At 68.0% G+C, this 24737-nt stretch carries 16 protein-coding genes and 1 pseudogene; 5 read left to right on the plus strand and 12 right to left on the minus strand.

The genetic code is table 11. The features are described 5' to 3' along the window. Positions 1 to 42 precede the first annotated feature (42 nt). The 4 genes from K3U93_RS24075 to K3U93_RS24090 all read left to right on the plus strand — a co-directional run bounded on the left by K3U93_RS24075 (position 43) and on the right by K3U93_RS24090 (position 3506). Positions 43 to 549 carry a hypothetical protein gene (locus K3U93_RS24075; RefSeq protein WP_083012073.1) on the plus strand — a complete coding sequence of 169 codons (507 nt, stop codon included), beginning with the start codon at positions 43 to 45 and terminating at the stop codon, positions 547 to 549. 186 nt (positions 550 to 735) lie between these two features. After that, positions 736 to 1203, plus strand: a complete 468-nt coding sequence (locus K3U93_RS24080) for a hypothetical protein (protein ID WP_083012076.1) — start codon at positions 736 to 738, stop codon at positions 1201 to 1203. Positions 1204 to 1219: 16 nt separating this feature from the next. Further along, the gene (gene odhI / locus K3U93_RS24085) at positions 1220 to 1681 is read left to right on the plus strand and encodes an oxoglutarate dehydrogenase inhibitor Odhl (protein ID WP_071510929.1); all 462 of its coding nucleotides are present in this window, start codon (positions 1220 to 1222) and stop codon (positions 1679 to 1681) included. Positions 1682 to 1730: 49 nt separating this feature from the next. Then, positions 1731 to 3506, plus strand: a complete 1776-nt coding sequence (locus tag K3U93_RS24090) for an acyl-CoA dehydrogenase family protein (RefSeq protein WP_083012079.1) — start codon at positions 1731 to 1733, stop codon at positions 3504 to 3506. A 43-nt stretch (positions 3507 to 3549) separates the two neighbouring features. On the opposite strand, the gene K3U93_RS24095 is transcribed toward K3U93_RS24090, so the two are convergent. Then, positions 3550 to 4314, minus strand: a complete 765-nt coding sequence (locus tag K3U93_RS24095; protein ID WP_071510931.1) for a hypothetical protein — start codon at positions 4312 to 4314, stop codon at positions 3550 to 3552. Positions 4315 to 4407: 93 nt separating this feature from the next. Here K3U93_RS24095 and K3U93_RS24100 point away from each other — a divergent pair, with 93 nt between their 5' ends. Next, complete coding sequence (locus K3U93_RS24100; protein ID WP_083012081.1) at positions 4408 to 5046, plus strand: TetR/AcrR family transcriptional regulator; 639 nt, start codon at positions 4408 to 4410, stop codon at positions 5044 to 5046. A 95-nt stretch (positions 5047 to 5141) separates the two neighbouring features. On the opposite strand, the gene K3U93_RS24105 is transcribed toward K3U93_RS24100, so the two are convergent. From K3U93_RS24105 to glf, 11 genes and pseudogenes are all read right to left on the minus strand, one after another. Continuing rightward, on the minus strand, positions 5142 to 6728 hold the full coding sequence (locus K3U93_RS24105) for an acyl-CoA carboxylase subunit beta (RefSeq protein ID WP_083012103.1): 1587 nt from the start codon (positions 6726 to 6728) through the stop codon (positions 5142 to 5144). A gap of 19 nt (positions 6729 to 6747) precedes the next feature. Continuing rightward, complete coding sequence (pks13, locus tag K3U93_RS24110; RefSeq protein ID WP_083012084.1) at positions 6748 to 12168, minus strand: polyketide synthase Pks13; 5421 nt, start codon at positions 12166 to 12168, stop codon at positions 6748 to 6750. 10 nt (positions 12169 to 12178) lie between these two features. Next, complete coding sequence (fadD32, locus tag K3U93_RS24115) at positions 12179 to 14077, minus strand: long-chain-fatty-acid--AMP ligase FadD32 (RefSeq protein WP_083012086.1); 1899 nt, start codon at positions 14075 to 14077, stop codon at positions 12179 to 12181. 289 nt (positions 14078 to 14366) lie between these two features. Next, positions 14367 to 15377: a carboxylesterase Culp6 gene (gene culp6 / locus K3U93_RS24120; protein ID WP_071511286.1), complete on the minus strand. Its 1011-nt coding sequence runs from the start codon at positions 15375 to 15377 to the stop codon at positions 14367 to 14369. Positions 15378 to 15560: 183 nt separating this feature from the next. Next, entirely contained in the window at positions 15561 to 16466 is a 906-nt protein-coding gene (locus tag K3U93_RS24125; protein WP_083012105.1) for an esterase family protein, read from the minus strand. A 163-nt stretch (positions 16467 to 16629) separates the two neighbouring features. Next, a complete protein-coding gene (gene ag85A, locus K3U93_RS24130) occupies positions 16630 to 17649 on the minus strand; it encodes a diacylglycerol acyltransferase/mycolyltransferase Ag85A (protein WP_071511284.1) in 1020 nt (339 codons plus the stop codon). A gap of 338 nt (positions 17650 to 17987) precedes the next feature. Further along, entirely contained in the window at positions 17988 to 19994 is a 2007-nt protein-coding gene (gene aftB, locus K3U93_RS24135; RefSeq protein WP_277622371.1) for a terminal beta-(1->2)-arabinofuranosyltransferase, read from the minus strand. Next, positions 19981 to 20889: a decaprenyl-phosphate phosphoribosyltransferase gene (locus K3U93_RS24140; protein WP_071511282.1), complete on the minus strand. Its 909-nt coding sequence runs from the start codon at positions 20887 to 20889 to the stop codon at positions 19981 to 19983. Before K3U93_RS24140 ends, aftB begins: the two co-directional genes overlap by 14 nt. 5 nt (positions 20890 to 20894) lie before the next feature. Next, positions 20895 to 21431: a phosphatase PAP2 family protein gene (locus K3U93_RS24145; RefSeq protein WP_083012091.1), complete on the minus strand. Its 537-nt coding sequence runs from the start codon at positions 21429 to 21431 to the stop codon at positions 20895 to 20897. Further along, complete coding sequence (locus K3U93_RS24150; protein WP_083012093.1) at positions 21424 to 23334, minus strand: glycosyltransferase; 1911 nt, start codon at positions 23332 to 23334, stop codon at positions 21424 to 21426. Before K3U93_RS24150 ends, K3U93_RS24145 begins: the two co-directional genes overlap by 8 nt. A 188-nt stretch (positions 23335 to 23522) precedes the next feature. Continuing rightward, positions 23523 to 24695 (minus strand): annotated as a pseudogene (gene glf, locus K3U93_RS24155) (UDP-galactopyranose mutase); the annotation flags it as partial. Between the last annotated feature and the right edge of the window lie 42 nt (positions 24696 to 24737).

The following is a 24737-nucleotide window of genomic DNA, read 5'->3' on the forward strand; positions in this document are numbered from 1 at the left end:
TCCCCTGGGGGGCAACTAAACAGGAACGCAAAAGGTGGCCCGATGCACACACTGGCCCGCTTGGGGACGCACGCGGCAACGCTCACTTTGGTGATCACCCCGGCGGCGACATTCGAAATCGTCAGGGGCGCCGCCGAGGGCGCCACGACGGTGGTTCTGGATGGCGATCTCCGACGTTGCGATTTCAGCCTGGTGACCACCGCGCCCATGGTGCCGCGCCCGGGGCTCGGCACCGGATCGGCCCTCATACACACCACCGGCTCAACGGCGATCGCGGAGGTGCACCTGGTCGACGCGCCCGAGCCGGGCGCTCATTTCGACGTCGGCCTGATCCAGGAACCCCGGCCGGCGTCGGCCACCTGTGGTCCCGGGGATCCGGGCACCGCCTTTATGGGAATGGACACCGACGCGGCCGGAAGCGCAACGGTGACCATTCAAGACACCATTCGGCCGGGCACGACGGGCGTCTGGGTGATTGTCGAGCGCCCGAACGCAAACTCCCAAAACCCGGCCGAGTTCTACACGTCGGAATTTGTGGTGCCGGTATAGCTCACGTGGCCGCGCCGATCCGCCGCGGCTCCGCGCTGGGAGAGGGCCAGAGGTCACGGGAGGCCCGCCGCCGACATCGGGACGAACGCCCCGAACGGACGGGACTTCAGTCCCTATCTCGACGCTGCGGTCGAATGGTCCGATACAAAGGATCCAGACCAACCGGCGTCAGATGGAGGCACGACAATGGACGCTTCACCACAGCCGCAGACCACGACACGCATGTTCGCCCGCGTGCTCGGTCCCTTCCTCGTCATTGTCGACGTCACGGCCGTGGCGCGCGCCTCGGACATGCAATCGCTGCTTTCGCAGTTCGAGGCGAATTCGCTGTGGACCTGGGTGGCCGGCGCCTTTGTGCTGATCTTCGGTCTTATCATCGTCGCCCTCCACCAGTACTGGCGCGGCGCCGCGGCCATCATCGTGTCCGTGCTGGGCTGGTTGGTCACGCTGCGCGGGCTGCTCCTCTTCGCCTTTCCCCAGGCTTTCGTTTCGGTGGCCAACAACATGATCGGCGCGCAGGGCTGGTGGGTGACGCTGTGCATCGTCTTCGCACTGGTCGGGCTGTATCTGACCTATGTCGGCTGGGGCCCGGCGCCCAGCCGCCCGACATCACAAGCGGCAACGGCGACTCCGGACCTTCCGCGGGCCGCGTGACTGAGCGCGTATCGGCATGACGGCGACACCGTCGAAGGGCAAGCGCGCGAGGCATCAAGCGCCCGACGAAAGCACCAGGGAGATTCCCTCCCCTTTGCACGCCGACGGGCGTGGCGAGTTCGACACGTCAGCGGCCGTCACCGACGCGGCGGTGGAGGATATCGCAGCGTTAGCCCGCGGCACGGGCATGCTGGTCGTCAAGCGGGGCCCCAACGCCGGGTCGCGGTTTCTCTTGGATCAGCCGGTGATATCGGCCGGCCGGCATCCGGCCAGCGACATCTTCCTCGACGACATCACCGTCAGCCGCAGGCACGCCGAATTCCGAAGGGAGAACGACAGATTCCGTGTCGTCGACCTGGGCAGCCTGAACAACACCTACGTTAACCGCGAACCCGTCGACTCGGCGGTGCTGGCCAACGGCGACGAGATCCAGATTGGCAACTTCCGTCTGGTCTTCGTCGACGGGGCGGCGCTGTAAGCACCGGGCGCTCTTCCACCCGGCGTTTCGGCTGTAATACCGTCGCGGCATGAGTGAGCACGCCGCAGACGCCGACCAGAGGCCGCCCTTCTCCACCCCGGAGAAGTCGCGGCGCTATCAAACGGAGAATTACCGGGGCGCCGTGGGTCTCAATTGGTACCTCACCGATCCGACGCTGCGGCTCACCATGGCCTATTACCTGCAGCCCGACGAGTTGGAGTTCGCCGAGCGGCATTTGACGCGCATCGGCGAGCTGATGGGCGGCCCGGTGGCCCGGTGGGCCGAGGAGACGGACCGCAACCCGCCCCGGCTGGAGCGCTACGACCGGTGGGGACATGATGTCAGCCAGGTCGTCATGCCCGAGTCGTTCACGCAGTCCAAGCGCGCGGTCCTGGATGCCCAGCGGACGCTGCGGGACGAGGCGCGAGCCGCCAAGGTGAGCTCCGGGCTGGCGTTGTTCGCGTCCAACTATCTGCTCAACCAGGCCGACATCGGGATGGGTTGCGCGCTCGGCACGGGCGGTGGCATGGTCCAGTCGCTGGTGGCCACCTACGCACCGGCCGACGTGCGGGAGCACGTGCTGGCCAAATTCGCCTCCGGCGAGTGGGCGGGCGAGACGGCGCAGCTGCTGACGGAACGCGCCGGCGGCTCCGACCTGGGCGCGCTCGAGACGACGGCTCGACGCTCGGGCGACGCGTGGATTCTCAACGGCTTCAAGTGGTTTGCGTCCAACTGCGCCGGGGAGGCGTTCGTCGTGCTGGCCAAACCGGAGGGCGCTCCCGACTCCACGCGCGGCGTCGCCAATTTCCTCGTGCTGCGCACCCGGCGCGACGGTTCGCGCAACGGCGTTCGGGTGCGGCGCTTGAAGGACAAGCTCGGCACCCGCTCGGTGGCCTCCGGCGAGGTCGAGCTCGTCGACGCCGAGGCGTTCCTGCTCTCGGGCGAAGCGAGCGGCCGGTCGGACGGCAAGGGGCTGGGCCGCATGATGGAGCTGACCAACGCCGCGCGGCTCGGCATCGCCCTGTTCGGGCTCGGCAACGCGCGTCGCGCCCTGGTCGAGTCACTCTGCTACGCGCGGCAGCGGGAGGCGTTCGGCGGGCCGCTCATCGACAAGCCGCTGATGCGGCGCAAGCTCGCCGAGATGATCGTCGACGTCGAGGCCGCGCAGGCGCTGGTTTTCGACGGCACCGGAGCCACCAACCACCGCCAGCCCCGCAGCTTGCGGCAACGCATCGCGGTGCCCGTCACCAAGCTCAAGGTGTGCCGGTTGGGGATCACCGCGGCCTCGGACGCGATCGAGATTCACGGCGGCAACGGCTACATCGAAACCTGGCCGGTGGCAAGGCTTTTGCGCGACGCACAGGTGAACACCATTTGGGAGGGCCCCGACAACATCCTCTGCCTGGACGTGCGGCGCGGCATCGAGCAGAGCCGCGCGCACGAGACGCTGTTGGCGCGGCTGCGTGACGCGGTATCCGTCTCCGACGACGGCGGTGATGGTGGGACGACCACCCGCTTGGTGGCTCGCCGCGTCGAGGATCTCGACGCGGCGATCACCGCCTGGGCCAAACTCGATCGCGGCGTGGCCGAGGCGCGGCTGTTCCCGCTGGCGCAGTTCATGGGCGACGTCTACGCCGGGGCGTTGCTGTGTGAGCAGGCCGCGTGGGAGCGGGCCACCCGCGGCGGTGACCGCAAGGCCCTCGTCGCCCGGCTCTACGCGCAGCGGTATCTCGCCGACCCGGGGCCGCTGCGCGGCATCGACGCCGAGCCCGACGAGGCGCTGGAGCGTTTCGACGAGCTGGTCGACGGCGCATTCACGCCGTGACTGTGAACTGGCCGACGCCGCCAGCCGTGTCGCGTCGTCAGGTTCACACTCGGCGAGCGCGCGAGTGCGTCGCCGTGAGGCGGTAGAGGATGGGTTGTGCGGCAATATTGTTGGCCGCGAAGGTGGCGAGGACAAACCGCCGGAACGACGGTCGCAGGGCCAGCTGCGGGAGGAACGTTCGCCAATGCGGCCAGCTGGCGTGGTTGACGATCCCGTAGTCTGCGCGCTCGCCGTCCAAGGGCGCCATCACCTCCGAGTCTGGCAGGGCCGTGTTCTGGACAAACCAGCCGGCGGTGTATTCCCAGACGGGTATGAGTCGCCTCGGGTCGTCGGCGTAGAAGTAGTTGAAAAGGAAAACCGACGAGCGGTTGGGCCTGACGTCGGCGATACGGCGGACGTTTCGCGCGGCAACCTCGTAGGTATCGAGGGCCGTCGCGCCCATCTCGGCCCGCAGCCGCCGGTAGAGGGGATTATCACGCAGGGCCAATGCGCCGGCGGGGTCGGCGGTCCGGACGAGCAACACCACGTCGAATCGGGCGGGCCTGATCGCCCGGCGGCGCAGCAGCTCATGACCCATGCCCGGCGCCACCAGCCGTGCGACGAATAAGTCAGCGGCAATCACCGTGTTTACACCGGCCAGCTCGGCCAGCTTCGGCGTGATCGATTCGATCAAAACCCGCTTACCGCGACCGCCGGGCAAAAACGGCGGCCGGCGTTGGGTTCTTGCGGCCAGCAGCAGATAACCGGCGTCGGTGGGTGGCTTTAACGGCGCCCGCGGGCCTTCACCACGTGGTAGCTCGATGTCCATGGTCGTCCCCGATTCGCTGGCATGCAGCGATGCTTTGGCATTAATTCAACAGTGACGAATTAAGCCTATCCGGCTGGGCGCTAGAATTCAACAGTGAAGAATAAGCGTCGGGGGCGCGGCCGCCCCGCGCGGCATGTCGGGCAGCCCGACACCCGCACGCAAATCTTGGACGCCGCCCGCGCACAATTCATTGAGGTTGGGTACCGGGCCGCGACGGTGCGTGCCATCGCCGCACAGGCCGGCGTGGACCCGGCGCTGATCAACTATTTCTTTGGATCGAAGCAGCGCTTGTTCGGCGAGGCGTTGGCGTTGCGTGCCAATCCCGTCGAAATCATCGCCGGGCAGATCGATGGCCCTCTCGACGAGCTACCACGACGGCTCTTAACGGTCTTGTTGGAAACCTGGGATCAGCCGGAGAACCGGCCCACGCTGCTGGCGATCGCGCAGGCCGGCGCCGGACCGGACAGCTCGGCGCTCACGCGCGGTTTCGTCGAAGAAGCGCTGGCGGCCCCGATCACCGAACGACTCCAGCACGAAGGTGTACCCCCCGGCGATGCGCGGTTGTGCACCGCGCTGCTCATCACCCAGCTCGTCGGGGTGATCTATGCGCGTTACGTCCTCGCGGTCGATCCCGTCGCGGCAATCCCACGACACGCATTCATCGACCGCTTCACACCCGCCCTCAACGCCGCTGTCCGTTCCTGCCTCGGCCAGCGGCAGAGCAGCGGATGAGGGGCGTTTGGGCCGCCGCGTTCACTGGCGAGCAGACGCAGAATCGCCCAATTCGTACCGAATTTGGGCGATTTTGCGTCTGCTCGCGGTAGGAACTAGAGCGGTAGCAGGCTGTGCTTGCGGCCGACGCGGTGCCACAGTTGCTTGTCCCGCAGCAGGTGCAGCGACTTGCGGATCAGCAGCCTGGTGTCATGCGGGTCGATGACCGCGTCGATGAACCCCCGCTCGGCGGCGATCCACGGGATCGCCATGTTGAGGTTGTAGCCCTCAATGAAGTCCTTCTTAATCGCCTGAGCCTCAGGCGTGGTGGGGTCGGGGAACCGCTTCATTAGCAGCTGCGCGGCGCCCTCGGCGCCGATCACCGCGATGCGCGCGGTGGGCCAGGCGAAGTTGAAGTCGGCGGTCAACTGCCGAGAACCCATCACCGCGTAGGCGCCACCGTAGGACTTGCGGATCGTGATCGTCACCTTCGGCACGTCGGCCTCGACGATCGCGGACAGGAACCGGCCGCCGCGCTTGATGATGCCGTTCTTCTCCTGCTCGGCCCCCGGCAGGAATCCGGGCGTGTCCACCACGAAGACCAGCGGGAGCTCGAACATGTCGCAGAACCGGATGAAGCGGGTTGCCTTGTCGGAGGCCTCGTTGTCGATCGACCCCGACAGGTGCATGGGCTGGTTCGCCACGACACCGACCGGGCGCCCGTCGACCCGGGCGAACCCGGTGATGATCGCCGGCCCGCCTTGCGGGGCGACGTCGAGGAAGTCGCCGTCGTCGAAGATCCGCAGCAGGATTTCGTGCATGTCGTAGGCCGTGTTGTCGGAATCCGGCACGATCGAGTCGAGTTCCAGGTCGGTCGGCGTGATCTCCGGCTCCAGTCCGGGATTGACGATCGGCGGTTTGTCGAAGATGTTGGACGGCAGGAACGACAGGAAGTCACGGACGTACTGGAACGCCTCCACCTCGGAATCCACCACCTGGTGGATGTTGCCGTAGCGGGCCTGGGCGTCCGCGCCGCCCAACTCGTCAAGGGTCACCTCTTCGCCGGTGACCTCCTGGATCACATCGGGCCCGGTGACGAAGAAGTAGCCCTGATCGCGCACCGCAACAAGCAGGTCGTCCTGGATCGGCGAATAGACGGCTCCCCCGGCACATTTGCCGAAAATCAGGGAGATCTGCGGCACGATTCCGGACAACAGTTCGTGGCGACGGCCCAGCTCGGCGTACCACGCCAGTGAGGTGACCGCGTCCTGGATGCGGGCGCCGCCCGAGTCCTGGATCCCGATGATCGGGCAGCCGGCCATCGCGCACCACTCCATCAGCCGGGCCACCTTGCGGCCGAACATTTCGCCGACGGTGCCCTGGAACACGGTCTGGTCGTGGGAGAACACCCCGACCGGCCGGCCGTCGATCATGCCGTGGCCGGTGACGCACCCGTCGCCGTAGAGCGCGTTGGGGTCGTTCGGGGTCTTGGCCAGCGCCCCGACTTCGAGGAACGTGCCGGGATCCAACAGCGCGTGGATGCGGGCGCGGGCGCTCGGGATCCCCTTCTTCTCGCGCTTGGCGACGGCTTTCTCACCGCCGGGTTCCTTGGCCAACTCGAGGCGAGCGTGCAGCTCGGCCAGCTTCTCGGCGGTGCTGTGCTGAACGGGCGCCGGCCCCGAAGCTGGCCCCGCAGCTGGCAGGGTCTCCGTCACTACTTGCCTACCTAACTTGGTTTAACCGGTCCGGCCGCTGCTCGGCCTCGATCTTGTTCAAGGCCTGGGTCATGTGCGCGCCCACCTTGGCGATGATCGGCTCGTCGATGGCCTGGATGTGCTCGCCACCGATCGGCACGACCTCGAGGTCGGACACGTACTCGCCCCAGCCGCCGTCCGGCTTGCGAATGCCGTACCGGGGCTCGAACATGATCGCGTCGTCATGGTAGCGATCGGCCATGTAGAGGGTGACGTGGCCGTCGTACGGCTGGATCTGCGCGGTGTCGATCGCCCGGTTGTCCAGGTACGACGTGCGCTGGTGCTCGATGATGCCGGCCGGGATCTGCACCCCGCTCTGCGCGACGGCCTCCAGCACGAACCGGATCTGCCCCTCGTCGTCGAGCTCCTCGAGCTGCTCGTAGGGGATCGCCGGGATGGTGACGTTGAACGTCTTCTCGGCGAACCGGGCGTAGCGGTCCCAGCGGGCGCGGACCTCTTCCTTGGTCTGCGGGACCTCCTCGCCCGCGCGTACCGCGTCGATCAGCCCGACCCAGCGCACGTCCTTACCCAGCTTCTTCAGCCCGATAGCACACGCGTACGCCAGCACGCCGCCCAGCGACCAGCCGGCCAGAATGAACGGCCCATCGCCCTGCATCTCGATCAGCTTCGGAATGTATTGCGCCGCACGCTCTTCGATGGTGCCCTCGACCCGCTCCAGGCCGTACATCGGGGTGTCCGACGGCAGCCGGTTGAGCAGCGGCTCGTAGACCACGGTCGAGCCGCCGGCCGGGTGGAACACGAACACCGGCGCCCTGGTCGAACCCTCGGGCCGGGCCCGCAGGGTGCGGACGAACCCGTCGATCGTGCCGGCCTCCAGGTAGGTGCGGACCTTCTCGGCCAGCGCCTCGATGTTCTCCGACGTCAACACGTCCTCGGCGGTGATCGGCCCTCCCCCGCAAGCGGGAGGTGCCCCCACGGCGCGCTCGGAAAGCCGCTGCGCCACCTTGGCGGCCGCGTCGCCGTCCAGCTTGGGCAGCGCGTTGAAGATGCCGCCAGGAGACTTGCCCGTCACGATCGCCCAGGTGGCGAAGGTGACCCGCTCGGCGGCGTCGCGCGGCGGGATGTCGGAGTTGAGTGCCTCGGCGACCGCCTGCTGGTTGAGCGCCTCGGCGGCGCCCTTCAAATCCGGGGCCGGGCTCGGCTGGCCGCCATTGGTCGACGGGCCCGACGGGTTCGTCGGGGGCGGCGGAAGAGGGGCCTCCGACGCCGGCGCCCCGGGTGCGTCCGCCGCCGGCTCGGTCTTGCCGGGCCCGCCGTTCAGCAACCCGGCCTGGGCCTTGGCAATCTCGGCGGCGATCTCCTCGGCCGTCTGCGTCTTCTGGTGCTCGTGCAGCTGCTCAACCTCGTCGCGGTGCTCGACCGCGTACTCGATCAGCTTCTCGACGTTGTAGAGGTTGGCGTCGCGCACCGCCGCCAATTGGATTGGCGGCAGGTCGAAGTCGTACTCGACGCGGTTCTTGATCCGCACCGCCATCAACGAGTCCAGGCCGAGCTCGATCAGCGGCACCTCCCACGGCAGGTCCTCGGGCTCGTAACCCATTGCGGCGCCGACGATCGTGCCGAGCCGCTCGGCGATGGTCTCACCGGAATCCGGAGTCCATTTGGTGAAGCCGCTGGGCATATAGCGGTTGGTCAGGCTGTCCGACAGGGTCCCGGCGTCGTCAGCGTCGACGGGCGTTTCGGGCGCGGCTTGCGCGGCGGTTGCCGGGGCGGCGACCGCGACCGGCAGCACCGACTGCGAACCGGCCCGGGCGACCAGCGCGTCGTACACCAGCGTGAAGGACTCGTCGATGCGGGCATGCACTTGAACCGACGCGCCGCCGGGATGCCGCGTCAGCGTCGTCACCAGCCGGGCACCCTCGCCGGGCGCCGCCCGCCGCTCGGCCGCCGTCAGTTGCGCGTCGGGAAGCACCTCGGCCGCGGCGGCTTTCACCAATGCCGCCAGATCCGTCAGGCCCCTGGGCGTGTACTCCCAGACGTGGCGGCCATCCGGCAGCGCGACATGGGTCCCCGGCATGATCGCCGAACCGCTGCCGGTGGCCAGATGCACGTCCAGCCAGTGCTCTTTGCGCTTGAACCGGGTCGGCGGGATGTTCGCAAAATCTTCAGGTCCTGGGGCCCCTTTGGCGCGGGTGAACAGGGTCCGCATGTCCAGGTCGTGGCCGTAGACGTAGAGCTGCGCCATGGTCGAGATCATCGACTCGACCTCGTCCTGCTTGCGGGCCAGCGTCGGGATCAGCTGCGCGTCGTGAAGGCCGGCCGACGCCGTGGTCAGGCCCACCTGCATCAGCGCCACCGGGTTGGGGGCTAGCTCCAGGAAGGTGGTGTGCCCGCTGTCGACGGCGTTGCGGATGCCGTGGGTGAAGTAGACGGAGTGCCGCAGACCCTTCTTCCAGTAGTCGACGTCGTGGATCGGCTCGCCGCCGGGCTTGACGTAGCTGCCCTCGTGCACCGTCGAGAAGATTCCGGCCGTCGGGCTCATCGGCTTGATGCCCTGCAGCTCCGCGGCGAGCTCGCCGAGCAGCGGGTCCATCTGCGAGGTGTGGCTGGCGCCCTTGGTCTGGAACTTGCGGGCGAACTTGCCCTCGGATTCCGCGCGGGCGATGATCGCGTCTACCTGCTCGGGCGGGCCGCCGATGACGGTCTGGGTGGGCGCGGCGTAGACGCACACCTCGAGATCGGGGAAGTCGGAGAACACCGTCTTGATCTCGTCGGCGGAGTACTCCACCAGCGCCATCAGCCGGATGTACTCGCCGAACAGCATGGCCTCGCCCTCGCCCATCAGGTGCGAGCGCGAGCAGATGGCGCGGGTGGCGTCGCGCAGGGACAGGCCGCCGGCGAAGTAGGCGCACGCGGCCTCGCCCAGCGACTGGCCGACCACCGCGGCGGGCTTGGCGCCGTGGTGCTTGAGCAGCTCACCCAGCGCGATCTGGATCGCGAAGATGGTGACCTGGGTGGTCTCGATGCCGTAGTCCTGCGAGTCGTCGAGGATCAGCTCGAGCACCGAGTAGCCCAGCTCGTCCTGGACGAGCGCGTCGACCTTCTCGATCCACTCGGCGAAGACCGGGTTGCGCAGGTACAGGCTCTTGCCCATCTTGCGGTGCTGGGCGCCGAACCCGGCCAGCACCCACACCGGGCCGTTGGTCACCGGGCCGTCGACGCTGAACACGTTGGGCCGCTGCTTGCCCTCGGCGACCGCCCGCAGGCCCTTGATGGCCTCGTCGTGGTCGTGGGCCAGCACCACCGCGCGGGAGCGGCCGTGATTGCGCCGCGACAGCGAGCGCCCGATCGATTCGAGCGACGACGCTTGGCCCTCGGGGCTTTCCATCCAGTCGGCCAGCTCGGCCGCGGCGGCCTTCTTGCGGGAGGTCAGGAACGCCGACACCGCGAGTGGAATCACCGGTTTCGGAAGTTCTTGTGCCGCAAGCTCTTCCCGCGCCACCTCTCTGAGGCGCAGCGCCTCCTCGGTGAGGCCCGGCAGCTCGGGTTCTTGCTCCTCGGCTCCGTTTGTCCCCAAGGGGGTGTCGGTGAGGATCTCGCCGTACTCGTCGAATCGCAGCGAGTGGCCCTCGAACGTTCCCGGCGTGGGCGTCTCGGCCGGGACCGCCTCGGGTTCCGGTTCGCGCGCCTCTTTTTCGATCACGTCGCGGGGCAAGACCTCGCGCACCACCAGGTGCGCGTTGGCCCCGCCGAAGCCGAAGCTGGAGACGCCGGCCAGCGCGTAGCCCCCGTAGCGCGGCCAATCGGTCGCGGTGTCAATGACTTTCAGGCGCATCGCGTCGAAGTCGATGTACGGGCTGGGCCCGGCGAAGTTGATCGACGGCGGCAGCTTGTCGTGCTGCAACGCCAGCACCACCTTGGCCATGCTGGCCGCACCGGCCGCCGACTCCAGGTGGCCCACATTGGTTTTCACCGCGCCCAGCAGCGCCGGCCGGTCGGCGGGACGGCCCCTGCCGACGACGCGGCCCAGCGCCTCGGCCTCGATCGGGTCGCCGAGGACGGTTCCGGTGCCGTGCGCCTCGATGTAGTCGACGGTCCGCGGATCGATGCCGGCGTCCTTGTAGGCCCGGCGCAGCACCTCGGCCTGGGCGTCCTGGTTGGGCGCGATAAGGCCGTTGGACCGGCCGTCGTGGTTGACCGCGCTGCCGGCGATGACGGCCAGGATCTGGTCGCCGTCGCGGCGGGCGTCGTCGACCCGCTTGAGCACCAGCATGCCGCCGCCCTCGGAGCGGGTGTAGCCGTCGGCGTCGGACGAGAACGACTTGATCCGCCCGTCGGGGGCCAGCACCGCGCCGATCTCGTCGAAACCGAGCGTCACCGCCGGCGTGAGCAGCGCGTTCACGCCACCGGCGACTGCGACGTCGGCTTCACCGTTGCGCAGCGCCTGCACCGCCTGGTGGATCGCGACCAGTGAACTCGAGCACGCGGTGTCGATCGCGACCGACGGCCCGCGGAAGTCGTAGAAGTACGACACCCGGTTGGCGATGATCGAGGTCGCGTTGCCGGTGATCGCATACGGATGCGCAACGGTCGGGTCCGACACCGCCAGGAAGCCGTAGTCGTTGTTGGAGACGCCGACGTACACGCCGACGGCCTCACCGCGCAGGCTCGACGCCGGGATGCGGGCATGTTCGAGCGCCTCCCAGGTCAACTCCAGCGCCATCCGCTGCTGCGGGTCGATGTTGTCGGCTTCCGTCTTGGCCACCGCGAAGAACTCGGAGTCGAAGCCCTTGATGTCCTTCAGGTAGCCGCCGCGGGTGCGGGCCTGCGCGATGCGCTGGGCCAGCCGCGGCTCTTCGAGGAATTCCGACCAGCGGCCCTCGGGCAGGTCGGTGATGGCGTCGCGGCCTTCCAGCAGCGCCCGCCAGGTTTCGTCGGGGGTGTTCATGTCGCCGGGCAGCCGGGTGGACAGGCCGACGATCGCGATGTCGACGCGCTCGGCGGGGCCGGTGCGCGTCCAGTCCGAAATGTCATCGGCCGCCGTGTCTATTTCGGGTTCGCCCTCGACGATCCGCGTCGCCAGCGACTCGATGGTTGGATGCTGGAAGGCCACCGCGACCGACAGCGTGACACCGGTCATGTCCTCGATGTCGGCGGCCATCGCCACGGCGTCCCGCGACGACAAGCCGAGCTCGACCATCGGCACCGACTCGTCGATCTCGTCGGCCGGCCTTCCGACCGCCTTGCCCACCCAGTTGCGCAGCCACTGCCGCAGCTCGGGGACCGTTGTTATGCGCCGCTCCTCCCCATCGCTTGGTCCCCCGCAAGCGGGTGGTGCCCCCACTGCATCGTCGCCGGCGCGCAGGTCAGCCTTCGCGGGCAAGTCCCCATCGGCCGGGGAGTTGGTGTCAGGTTCTGTGTCAGCCATGGTGTTGGGTTCAGTCCGTTGCGGCGGCGAAGGCGGTCGGGGAACCGACGCCGCTGCGCAAGCTTCCGTCGAGGTAGGCGGCGCGGCACGCGCGGCGCCCGATCTTGCCGCTCGACGTGCGGGGGATGGTTCCGGCCTGCACCAGCAGCAGGTCGCGGACGGTCACGCCGTGGCGCACGGCGATGGCCGCTCGAATGTCGTCGGCGATGGGCTGGTAATCCAGCTTGTGCGTGCCGGCGGCGCGTTCGGCGACGACCACCAGCTGCTCGGAGGTGTCCTCCGGATCGAATTTCAGGCCGGCGTGCGGGTTGTCGAACACCGCCCGGGGCAGCTGGTTGGCCGGGACCGAGAAGGCGGCCACGTAGCCGGTGCGCAGCGCCCGACTGGCTTCCTGCGCCGAGTACTCGAGATCCTGCGGATAGTGGTTGCGGCCGTCGATGATGACCAGGTCCTTGATCCGGCCCGCTATATAGAGGTGGCCGTTGAAATAGGTGCCGTAGTCGCCGGTGCGCACCCACAGCCCGTCGTCGGCGGCGCCCTCGGCGTGCGACTGGCTGATCCGCGACTTGAGGATGTTCCGGAAGGTCTCGGTGGTCTCGGCCTCCCTGCCCCAGTAGCCGCTGCCCAGGTTCTTGCCGTGCAGCCAGATCTCGCCGATCTGCCCGTCCGGCAGCTCGGTGGCCGTGTCGGGATCGACGATGGCCGCCCATTCGTCGACCCCAATGACGCCCGCGGACACCTGTGGGACGGCGTTCGGCGCATCGGCGGCCACCTCGACGAAGCGCTGGTTGTTGAGCTCGTCGCGATCGACGTGGATGACCGTGGGCGCCTGGTCCATCGGCGTGGTGGAGACGAACAGCGTCGCCTCCGCCAGTCCGTAGGACGGCTTGATCGCGGTCGCCCGCAGGCCGTAGGGCGCAAACGCCTCATAGAACTTGCGCATCGACGCCGGGGACACCGGCTCGCTGCCATTGAGGATCGCCTTGACGTTGCTCAGGTCCAGCGGCGGCTCACCTTCCTTGGGCACACCGCGCACGGCCGCGTGCTCGAAGGCGAAGTTCGGCGCGACGGTGATGACCTCGCATTCCGGGTCGTCCTCGGGCTTGCGCGCCATCTCCCGGATCCACCGGCCGGGCCGGCGCACGAACGCGGCCGGCGTCATGAAGGTGAAGTTGTGGCCGATCACCGGCGACAGCAGCGCCGTGATCAGGCCCATGTCATGGAAGAACGGCAGCCAGGAAAGGCCCCGGTCGCCTTCCTTGCCTTCGAGTCCCTGCAGCACCTGCAGCACGTTGGTGGGCAGGTTCAGGTGGGTGATCTGCACGCCGGTCGGGGTCCGGGTGGAACCGGACGTGTACTGCAGGTAGGCGATGGTGTTCTCGTCGGCCTCGGGCTCTTGCCAAGTGGCGGCGACCTCGTTGGGCACCGCGTCGACGGCGATGACGCGGGGGCGTTCCTTGGCCGAGCGGGCGCGGATGAACTTGCGGACGCCCTCGGCGGCGTCGGTGGTGGTCAGGATGGTCGACGGGGTGCAGTCGTCGAGCACGGCGTGCAGGCGGCCGACGTGACCCGGCTCGGCCGGGTCGAACAACGGCACCGCGATCCTGCCCGAGTACAGCGTGCCGAAGAACGAAATAAGGTAGTCCAGGTTCTGCGGGCTCAGGATGGCGACGCGGTCGCCCGGCTGGGTGACCTGCTGCAGGCGGGCGCCCACGGCCCTGTTGCGGGCGCCGAAGTCGGCCCACGAGATGTCGCGCGCCACGCCGTCGCGCTCGGTGGAGAAGTCGATGAATCGATAGGCCAGCTTGTCGCCGCGAACCTTCGCCCACTTCTCGACGTGACGAACCAGGTTCGTGTTGTCCGGGAACCTGATCTTTCCATTCACGATGAACGGGTTGTGGTACGCCATGCCGCTCTCTCCTGTCACACCCATCTGGGTCGGCTGCGCCGACGGGTCCTCTATACACGAGCCGGCCCTCGCACCGCACACCCCTGGAAACACCGGTCAGTGTCGGTCCCAGCCAGCTTCGACCCGATCGGGTCCGGAACAAACCTCTTACTGCTCTTAATTTTCTCTTAATGTTAAGGGGCGCCTCGCAGCAGACCAAATCACAAGGTACCGCTGATCGCGCCCGGCAAGTGGCTAGGCAGCGGCTGTGTCCCCCGCCCGGCCCCACCCCGGGCCGCCCGGGCCATGTCTACCCATGCTTGGGGCGCGGCGCGTTTTCGATAAGCCCATGGGCCCAATTCAGCGTCCAATCGGTCGCCGGCACCCCGTCCACATTCCAGAACTGGGTCGTGGCATACAGCGCGTGGACCGGCTGGCCGGCGCCGCCGGCGAGCGTGTTCAGCGTGGTCGGCAGGTTGGCGACGCTAAACGCTTCGTCGGGCGCGGCGCAGATGAGGTCGCCCGGGGCGCAGATCTCGTTGGTCTTGCCGTTGAGCGCGCCGAAACCGCCCGGCCGCGCGCCGGTCATCGTCAAACCGAGCCCGGACAACATCGGCACCTCTTGCAGGGTGACCTCGGCGCCCTGGCCCGGCGGGTTGGGCCCGACGTCGTTGCCCACTCCGGGCTGGCGGCGACCGTCGGCGATCAGCGTCACGCCGAGCACCAGGTCGTCGTCGATGGGTCCGCGGCCATTGCCGATGTCGCTGGCGATATCGCCGGCGATCACCGCGCCCTGGGAGAAGCCCGTCAGCACGTAGCTGGTCAACGGGCACTTGTCGTTCATGTCGGTCAGCGCTTGGACGGCCGCGCGGGTGCCTTCCGCCCGGCTGTCGTTGTAGGACATTTGCGTGTCGCCGCTCAACGGATTGTGGAACTGCGCCGTGTACGCAACGGTGTAGGTCTGCACCCGCGAGGACGGGAATTGCTGGGAGATCGGCCCAGTTACTTTGCGCAGCAACGCATTTGGAAACTGCATCGGGTTGAGCGGATCGTCCTGCGGGGACGACTCCCAGGTGCCGGGAATGGCGATCAGCTGAACGTCGGGGCAGGAAGCGTCTTGAGAGGAGGGCCGCGGCTTGTGCGGGTGGGTTGACGTGGAGGACGGCGGCAGGACGCCGGGCGGCACCGCGCTGGGCGATGATTGGGGACGGCGCAGCCAGACCACCGCGATCGCAATGACCAACAACACGACGCCGGCCACCGTAAGAGCGGCAACCCAGGCGAGGATTCGGTGGCGTTTACGCCGCGCGTTCGTGGTCATGCTCTCCCGCTAGCAGAATCGGTAGGTCCCCGGAGATCCCCGGAAATCTCGGTGCGCGGCGTCGGGCGCTTGGACCGCCCTCGCGAGACCGTTCGCGTTGCTGGTGACGCGGACGTCCCACCCCTGTTTGCACCCCCTACAGGGTACCGTCAAGTCGCACGGCGCCCCTGGGGCCGCGCCCGGCTAGCGGATCGCTCCGACGATGTCGCCCGACATGGCGCCCAGCTGTCCCGACCACGAGCCCCAGCCGTTGTCACCGCCGCCCGGGAAGTCGAAGTGGCCGTTGTGCCCGCCGACGCTGCGGTACTGCTGGTAGAACATGCGGCTATTGCCCATCGCCTCACCGGCCTGGCCGATCATGGCGGCGGGATCGCTGGCCCCGTCGTTGGTCGGGCTGTAGACCCACACGCGGGTGTTGTTCTGCGCCAGCAGCGAGGCGTGCACGTAGGGGTCGTGCCACTTCCACCGGCCCAGCTGCGGGGCTCCCCACATTCCGTTGCCGTCCACGCCGCCGAACTGCTGCAGGCCGGCCAGGATCGCGCCGTTGGTGGTGGTGTTCGACGGGTACAAGAACCCGGACAGTGAGCCGGCGAAGCCGAAGCGGTCGGGGTGGAAGGCGGCCAGCGCCATCGCCGCGTAGCCCCCCTGCGAGGCGCCGACGGCGGCGTGGCCGCCGGGTGCCAGACCCTTGTTGGCGGCCAGCCAGTTGGGCAGCTCGCCGGACAGGAACGTGTCCCACTGCTTGCTGCCGTCCTGCTCCCAGTTGGTGTACATGCTGTAGGCGCCGCCGGCGGGCGCCACCACCGAGACCCCCTTGCCGGCCAGCGTGTTCATCGCATTGCCCGCGGTGACCCAGTTGCTGACGTCCGGGGCGGCGTCGAACGGATCCAGCAGATACACCGCGTGCGGACCGCCGGCCAGGAAGGCCACCGGGATGTCGCGGCCCATCGCCGCCGACGGCACCATCAGGCTTTCGTAGCCCGCCGCCCTGGCTTTGCCGGTGGTTGCGGCCGTCCCCAAAACACCGCCCAACCCGACCGACAGCACGGCAACGCAGACCACCCGCAGAAGCGCCGACAGACCCCACACGACCTTCATGTCCACCCTCCATCGTCTAGTCGCTGTCTGCACATTAACCAGCGCACCGTCGCACCCGGCCCGCAGGGTAGTGAAATGGACCACACCCGGACGCCGACAGATCAACGGCGGCGAGCCCAGGGGCTCGCCGCCGTTGATCGCGTTGCTAGGGGTGTTAGGTGCCCTGGCTGGTATCACCGCCGGTGTTGGGGGTCGCGCCCAGCGTCGCCTGCAGGTCAGGCTTCATGGCGTTGAGTTGCGCACCCCAGTACGGCCAGTCGTGGGTGCCGTTGGCGTCGAAGTTCCACACCGCGTTGTGACCGCCGGCGGCGTTGTACGCATCCTGGAACTTCAGGTTGCTGGTCCGCACGAAGCCCTCGAGGAACTTCGCGGGCAGGTTGTCGCCACCGAGGTCCGACGGCTTGCCGTTACCGCAGTACACCCAGATGCGGGTGTTGTTGGCGACCAGCTTGCCGACCTGCAGCGACGGGTCGTTGCGCTGCCACGCCGGGTCCTCCTTCGGTCCCCACATGTCTGCGGCCTTGTAGCCGCCCGCGTCGCCCATGGCCAGGCCGATCAGCGACGGCCCCATGCCCTGGGACGGGTCCAGCAGCGCCGACAGCGAGCCGGCGTAGACGAACTGGCTGGGGTGGTAGGCCGCCAGGATCAGCGCCGACGACCCGGCCATCGACAGACCGACCGCGGCGCTGCCGGTCGGCTTGACCTGCTTGTCGCTCTGCAGGTACGCCGGCAGCTCGCTGGTCAGGAAGGTTTCCCACTTGTAGGTGGTGCAGCCCGCCTTACCACAGGCCGGCTTGTACCAGTCGGAGTAGAAACTGGACTGCCCGCCGACCGGCATGACGACCGAAAGGCCCGACTGGTAGTACCACTCGAACGCCGGGGTGTTGATGTCCCAGCCGTTGTAGTCCTCCTGCGCGCGCATGCCGTCGAGCAGGTAGACCGCGGGCGAGTTGGCGCCCCCGCTTTGGAACTGAACCTTGATGTCGCGGCCCATGCCGGCCGACGGAACCTGCAGATACTCCACCGGCAGACCGGGGCGCGAGAACGCTCCAGCGGTGGCCGGGCCCCCCACGGCGCCAATCAGACCCGACAGCAGGGCCGCGCCAACGGCTCCCACCACGAGCCGGCGCGGCATGCGAGCCACGGCGCCGCGAAACCTGTTGACAAGCGTCATCCTTGCTTCCTCATCCTTTTGGCCTTTCGGCGCATTCCTCCGATTGGGTGCATCCTCAAATTGGGTCGGACCGCATGCGCATACCCAACCGCGCAGCAGTGCCCGTGTAGTCAACCACACCTTCGGTCATCCGCTCTCATCAAGCCCGTCAAGCAAATCGCCATTCGACCATTTTTCCCAGCGGATTTCAGATTAGACACGTGCGTAAGAACTCGCGTTTCCGCATGTGCTTGACCGTCGTCGTCAGCTGGTGAGGACGTAGATGTGATGTTGCTGTCAATATCCCGGGGCCGGCGGACCGTGATTGGTTCGAGATCGGCGAGAATTTTTTCCGCCGCTCACTCGCGCGGGGGCGGCGGGCTGGGCTCCGGCACCGGAAGCCCACACCTGGCGAGCTCGTAGAGCGGAACGCGATCGATGCGGTAGCTGGTGTACTCGAAAGAATGCAAGACGTTGGACACGAAGCGATGCAACGTCATTGGGGCGCGCACCGAACTCAGCACCGCCTGGGTCTCGGGACACTGCAGGGCCGCGACGGCCTGGGCGACCCAGTTCGCGTCCAGATAGCCCGGGATGCCTGGATACACCTTCACCCACGGGCCGTCGGCGATCACCCAGTCGGGGAACAGGTTTTTGTCGTGCCCGATCCGGCCGTGCTTCAGCCGCTCCGTGTGCTGGGCCAGTGGATTTGCCAACCCGATCTGGTCGATCACCCTGACATCCAGCCCGACGTTCATGCCCACCATGCCCAGATTAGTGAAAAAGACTGTGTGCTGCGGCTTTTGGGGCCCCTTACCGTTCGGTGGACTTCCCGGCGGCGGCTGCATCATCGGTACCAGGTCCCACTGAGTGTAGTTGCCGGACGGCAGCAGCAACGCGCCGTCCGGGGTGTTGTCGAGCGCCGCGAGAATCGCCGCCATCCTCGGGTAATCCAGGTAGTCGGCGGCCGTCAACGGATGTGCGTGCCCGGTGGCCTGCGCGTAGAAGCGACGCTCGTCGACGATCCCGGAGTAGGTGACGTGGGTGGCGTCGTCACCCATCCCCGGTGAGTTTGCTGCCCACAGCGACCAGCCCGCGACCCCCAGCCACAACAGGCCGGCGGCACCGGCCACCCAATACCCCGTTTCCCGCGAATAGTCCGCGCCGTCGGGTATCGCCACCGGGATGACGGCCACCGGGGCCAGCAAACAAAAGAGCGGCGCGAGCAACACCCGCGCGTGCATGAAGTCGCCGCCCTGCCGAATCCAATAGAGCCCCTGCACCAGCCCGCTCACCAGGACGAACGCCACGACGGCCGGCGGGCTCTGCACCGCCCGGGCCAGCCGGCCGTAGTCGGGCGCCAGCACGGGCCGAAGAAACGACGGGCGCCGACGCGCCGCCATCAACAGCACTCCCAGCGGCACAAGAAGCACCACCGGCACCCACACCGCGTAGGGCGCGTCGAAGTTCGACAGATAGACCATCCCCTGCGACCACTTGTCGCCGGCCGCGTCCTTGGCCAGGGCGGTGCCGGGCACCAGCAGGCCGTAGTAGCCCATCCGGAAGATCTCGTAGGCGACCGGCAGGAATCCGCCGGCCACCACGATCAGCGCACGGCGGCGCCAGCTGCGGGCCGCGACCAGCATCATGATCAGGGCCAGCCCGCCCATCAGCGCCAGGTCGGGTCGGACCAGGACGCTGAATCCGGCGACGAAGGCGAGCGCGCCGATGAATGCCCGGCCGGCCGGGCGGCCCCGCACCGGCTGCGACCAGCACACCATCATCCACCACAGCAATCCCAGGTAGGCCAGCGTCAGCCCGCTCTCCAGGCCGGAGGTGGCGAAGTCGCGCGCCGGCGGCAACGCGACGTACACCAACGCCCCGGCGGGCAGCATGATCGCCCTGCGCCCCCGCAGGCTGGGCGCATACAACCGGCCGGCGCCCAGCATCAGCAGCGCCACGCCCAGCACCGAAAGCGCCAGCGCCAGCGCCAGCGCCACGTACTCCATGCGCATCGGCCCGCCGACCCAGCTTCCGACGTACATCAGGTAGGTCCACGCCGTGGAGGTGTTCGCCTCCACCCGCTCGCCCTCGTTGAAGACCGGCCCATTACCGGCCAACAGGTTGCGCACCGTGCGCAGCACGATCAGTCCATCGTCGGCGATCCAGCGACGCTGCCAAGCACCCCACGCGAACAGCGCCGCGACCACCGCCACGCTGATCCACAGGCTGACCCGCACCACGGTGTCGTACGGGAACAGGATCCTTCCGAGGGGCCGACCCGCCCACCTGACCACGGGACGTCGGCGCACCAAGGTGCGGTTCAGGCCCTTGAGGGCAGCCAGTCTCGGGCTAGCCGAAGGCAACGGCGGCCCCAACTGTCGCGATCCACGCCAGCGCCAACAGCTGCAACACCCGGTCACGCAAAGCAATGTCTTCGGGCTCCCCGGCCAGCCCGCCGTCGACGTCGACCGCGTAACGCAGGATGGCGATGGTGAACGGGACCATCGACACCGCGAACCAGGATCCCGAATGCCGGTCACGCTCGAACGCCCACAGCCCGTAGCACACCACCACCGCCGTGGCCGACAACGTCCACACGAATCGCAGGTAGGTGCTGGTGTAGCTCTCCAAGGCCTTGCGTATCTTGGCGCCGGTGCGCTCGGCCAGCTGCAGCTCGGCATAACGTTTGCCGGCCACCATGAACAGTGACCCGAAGGCGACGAACAGCAAGAACCACTGCGACAGTGGGATATCGGTGGCCGCACCCCCGGCGATCGCCCGGAGCAGAAACCCCGACGACACGATGCAGATGTCCATCACCGCTTGGTGTTTGAGGCCGAAGCAGTACCCCAGCTGCATGCCGAGGTAGACGGCCATCACCAGCGCTAGGTTGGGTGTCAGCCACCACGAGATAGCCAGCGAGGCCGCCGCCAGCACCAACGCCAGGCTGTAGGCCAGCCACTCGGGCACCACACCGGCCGCGATGGGGCGGAACCTCTTGGTGGGGTGCTCCCGGTCGGCCTCGACGTCGCGCACGTCGTTGACCAGGTATGTCGACGAGGCCGCCAGGCAGAACACCACGAAAGCCACGGACACCTTGGTCAACACCTCGGCGTAGTCGTAGCGGACCGGACCGCCCAGGGCGGCCAGGGGCGCTGCCAGCACGATCACGTTCTTCACCCACTGCCGCGGGCGGACCGCCTTGACCACCCCGACGATCAGGTTCGCCGGAGGTCCGGTCACCACGTCTTCACTCATTCGGCTCAACCTTTCCCCTCAAGCCAGAGTGCAAGGCGCGCGACCGCGGCGCCGAGCGCCACGCCGAAGGCCACGTCGCTGGGATAGTGCACCCCCAACAGCATCCGCGACAGCGCCATCGGGGGGACCAGCACCGCGGGGCCCATTCCGCTGGGCAGCCCGGCGGCCCGGCCCATCAGGATGGCCGCGGCCGTGGTGGAGGAGGCATGCGCCGACGGGAAGCTCAGCCGGCTGGGCGTGCCGACATGCACGGCGACGGCGGGATGATGCGGCCGTTGGCGCCGCACCAGCCGCTTGACCAGCACGGCGGTCGCGTGTGCGGCGAACGCTCCGGCACCGGCCACCAGCCACTCCCGGCGGCGCCGCGGCACCGCGATCGCGCCAAGCAGCGACACGGCCAGCCAGCCGATGCTGTGCTCGCCGAAGTAGGACAGTCCGCGCGCCGTGGCCAGCACACCCGGGCGGTCGGCCAGCGCCGACTGGACGGCCACCAGCACGACCACCTCGCCGCGCGGCGCCTCCGAAAGAGGTGCCTCAGGCATGCTTTGGCTCTGTGCCGACCGCTGGCTCCGCCGCTGGCAACAACGCCGTCTCCCACTTCTGCTGGCTGGACAGCACGGGCAGCGCGTCCCGGTACACCCTGCGCATCTCGTCGAACCGGCTCGCGAGCCGACGCTGCCGGCGCAGCGACTTGAGCAGCAGCGAGAACATCTTGCGCCGGTCGCGCTGCCGGTAGACCACCCCGCAGCCGTCGGCCGTCGTGACCGTGACCCCGTCGACCGTGCACAGCCGGAACCAGCGCGCGTCCTGGGTCGGCACGTTGTACTCCGGGCGCCGGTGGGCCTCCGGGTCGGCCCTGGTCAGGTTGTGCGAGATCCCGCGGACCAACCGATAACCGACGGATAGCGGGTTCACCGGTGGCTTCATCGCCTTGGTCATGTGCCGCGGCGCCGGCAGTTCGCTGGCCGCCGGAAGCACAACGGCGTCCGGGTAGTCCTTGCGCATGCGGTGCACTTCCGGCAGCGCGGTTTCCAGGATCGAGAAGATGTGTTCGGGGCCGGCCAGGAAATCGTCGATCGCCCTGTTCTGGATCGCCACGGTCGAATACTCAAGGCAGGCAAGGTGTTTCAGCGTTGCCTTGAGGTGGCTGCGGACCAGGCCGGTGACGTCACCGTCCCAGTGCATCGCCGCGACCACCAGCCGGTTACGCAGGTGGAAGTAGGCCTGCCAGTCGATGGCGTCGTCCTTGTCGCTCCAGGCCATGTGCCAGATCGCCGCGCCGGGCAGCGTGACCGTCGGATACCCGCGTTCGGCGGCCCGCAGGCCGTAGTCGGCGTCGTCCCACTTGATGAACAGCGGCAGCGGCTGTCCCAGTTCCTCGGCGACCTGCCGCGGGATCATGCACGTCCACCAGCCGTTGTAGTCGACGTCGATGCGGCGGTGCAGCAGCTTGCTCTTGTCTTCGGTGTCGCTCAGCGGGTACTCGGCGAAATTGTGGTCGTACTCGGCGTGCGGCGCCGCGGTCCACATGAAGTTCGACCGGTCCACCACCTCGCCCATGATGTGCAGGTGCGACGGCTCCTGCAGGTTGAGCATCTGCCCGCCCACCAGCATCGGGCTCTTGGCGAAGCGGTGCATGGCCAACACCCGCAGGATCGAGTCCGGCTCGATGCGGATGTCGTCGTCCATGAACAGGATCTGTTGGCAGTCGGTGTTTTTCAGCGCCTCGTACATCACCCTGCTGTAGCCGCCGGAACCGCCGAGGTTGGGCTGGTCGTGGATGGACAGCCGATTGCCCAGCCGGGCCGCGGCGGCGGGGAAGTTGGGATGGTCGCGCACCTTGCGGACGCCTTGGTCGGGCACGATCACCGCCCCGATCACCTCGTCCACCAACGGATCCGCGGTGAGTTCGGCCAGCGCGTTGGCGCAGTCCGCGGGGCGGTTGAACGTCGGGATGCCGACGGCGACGTTGGCCGTGCCCGGGGCGGGCTCGGTCGCATACCAGCCGCCGCTGCGCAGCGTGACCGCGGTGTCGGTGGTGATGTCGAACCAGATCCAGCCGCCGTCCTCGAACGGCTGCAGCCCCACCTCGATCTCGACGACGGCGGGCTCGTCGTCGGTGCCGGCGAACTGACAGCCCTGGACGAAGATGCGCGCGCCCGTGGCCTTGGTGCGGTAGACGTCGACGCGCCCGGTCCCGGTCACCTCCACCCGCAGCACCACCGACGTGCATATCGTCCAGCGTCGCCAGTAGCTGGCCGGGAATGCGTTGAAGTAGGTGGCGAACGACACCTCGGACTCCGCGCCGATCTGCAGCGAGGTGCGCGTCGTCGCATGGGCGCGCCGGGCGTTGGTGGTCGACTCCTCGAGGTAGAGCTTGCGCACGTCGAGGGGTTCGCCCGGACGGGGCAGGATGATTCGGGACAGGAGGCTGACGGCGGTCATTGGCGCGCGCCTTCCTCGCCGGTCGGCGACGATGCAGGCCGCGCGGCGGCCTGAGGAGAAGCCGACCCATCACCTCGCGCCGGCGACGATGCAGGCCGCGCGGCGGCCTGAGGAGAAGCCGACCCATCACCTCGCGCCGGCGACGATGCAGGCCGCGTAGCGGCCTGAGGAGAAGCCGACCCATTGTCGAGTGACGTGCCGTCCCGCAGGTGCGGCCCGAGGACGTTGTCGTACATGTTCAGTGCGCTGGCGATGGCCATGTGCATATCCAGATATTGATAGGTGCCCAGCCGGCCGCCGAAAAGTACCTTCGACGACGCGGTCTCGGACTTCGCCCGTGCTCGATAGGCGGCCAACAGGGCGCGGTCGGCCTCGGTGTTGATCGGATAGTAGGGCTCGTCGTCGTCCTCGGCGAACCGGGAGTACTCGCGCATGATCACCGTCTTGTCGATCGGGTAGTCGCGCTCGGGGTGAAAGTGGCGGAACTCGTGGATGCGGGTGTAGGGCACGTCGAGGTCGTTGTAGTTCATCACCGGCGTGCCTTGAAAATCCCCAGTGGGCAACACTTCCACCTCAAAGTCCAGGGTGCGCCAGCCCAGCCGGCCTTCGGCGTAGCCGAAGTAGCGGTCCAGCGGGCCGGTGTAAACGACGGGGGCGTCGGGGCTGTCGGCGCGCAGCCGATCCCGAACGTCGAACCAGTCCGTGTTCAGCCGCACCTCGATGCGCTCGTCGGCGGCCATGTTCTCTAGCCACGCCGTATAGCCGTCGGCCGGCAGGCCCTCGTAGGTGTCGCTGAAGTACCGGTTGTCGAACGTGTAGCGCACCGGCAGGCGGGTGATGTTGGCCGCCGGCAATTGCTTGGGGTCGGTCTGCCACTGCTTGGCGGTGTATCCCTTGACGAACGCCTCATAGAGCGGCCGGCCGATCAGCGAGATGGCCTTCTCCTCGAAATTGGCGGCGTCGATCGCTGAAATTTCCGAGGCCTGCTCCGCAATCAGCCGCCGGGCTTCCTGGGGACTGAAGTACTTGCCGAAGAACTGCGACACCAGGCCCAGGCCCATGGGGAACTGGTACGCCTGCCCATTGTGCATCGCGAACACCCGGTGGCGGTAGTCGGTGAACTCGGTGAACTGCCGCACGTAATCCCAGACCCGCTTGTTAGAGGTGTGGAAGAGGTGGGCGCCGTACTTGTGTACCTCGATGCCGGTCTGTGGCTCGGCCTCGGAGTAGGCGTTGCCGCCGATGTGCGGGCGCCGTTCGACGATGAGCACGCGTTTCCCGAGCTGGGTGGCCACGCGCTCGGCAATGGTCAGGCCGAAGAATCCGGAGCCGACGACGAGGAGGTCGAAACGAGCGGTCATCGGTTGCTTAGGGTATCCGACCGCGCGGGCCTAACCCATTTG

This window comes from Mycobacterium malmoense (genome assembly GCF_019645855.1).
In the GTDB taxonomy this organism is placed as follows: domain Bacteria; phylum Actinomycetota; class Actinomycetes; order Mycobacteriales; family Mycobacteriaceae; genus Mycobacterium; species Mycobacterium malmoense.

Bases quoted from the DNA above. Each gene is read 5' to 3' on its own strand.
- K3U93_RS24075 (WP_083012073.1), top strand. From the start codon at position 43: ATGCACACACTGGCCCGCTTGGGGACGCACGCGGCAACGCTCACTTTG.
- K3U93_RS24080 (WP_083012076.1), top strand. From the start codon at position 736: ATGGACGCTTCACCACAGCCGCAGACCACGACACGCATGTTCGCCCGC.
- odhI (WP_071510929.1), top strand. From the start codon at position 1,220: ATGACGGCGACACCGTCGAAGGGCAAGCGCGCGAGGCATCAAGCGCCC.
- K3U93_RS24090 (WP_083012079.1), top strand. From the start codon at position 1,731: ATGAGTGAGCACGCCGCAGACGCCGACCAGAGGCCGCCCTTCTCCACC.
- K3U93_RS24095 (WP_071510931.1), bottom strand. From the start codon at position 4,314: ATGGACATCGAGCTACCACGTGGTGAAGGCCCGCGGGCGCCGTTAAAG.
- pks13 (WP_083012084.1), bottom strand. From the start codon at position 12,168: ATGGCTGACACAGAACCTGACACCAACTCCCCGGCCGATGGGGACTTG.
- fadD32 (WP_083012086.1), bottom strand. From the start codon at position 14,077: ATGGCGTACCACAACCCGTTCATCGTGAATGGAAAGATCAGGTTCCCG.
- culp6 (WP_071511286.1), bottom strand. From the start codon at position 15,377: ATGACCACGAACGCGCGGCGTAAACGCCACCGAATCCTCGCCTGGGTT.
- ag85A (WP_071511284.1), bottom strand. From the start codon at position 17,649: ATGACGCTTGTCAACAGGTTTCGCGGCGCCGTGGCTCGCATGCCGCGC.
- K3U93_RS24140 (WP_071511282.1), bottom strand. From the start codon at position 20,889: ATGAGTGAAGACGTGGTGACCGGACCTCCGGCGAACCTGATCGTCGGG.
- K3U93_RS24145 (WP_083012091.1), bottom strand. From the start codon at position 21,431: ATGCCTGAGGCACCTCTTTCGGAGGCGCCGCGCGGCGAGGTGGTCGTG.
- K3U93_RS24150 (WP_083012093.1), bottom strand. From the start codon at position 23,334: ATGACCGCCGTCAGCCTCCTGTCCCGAATCATCCTGCCCCGTCCGGGC.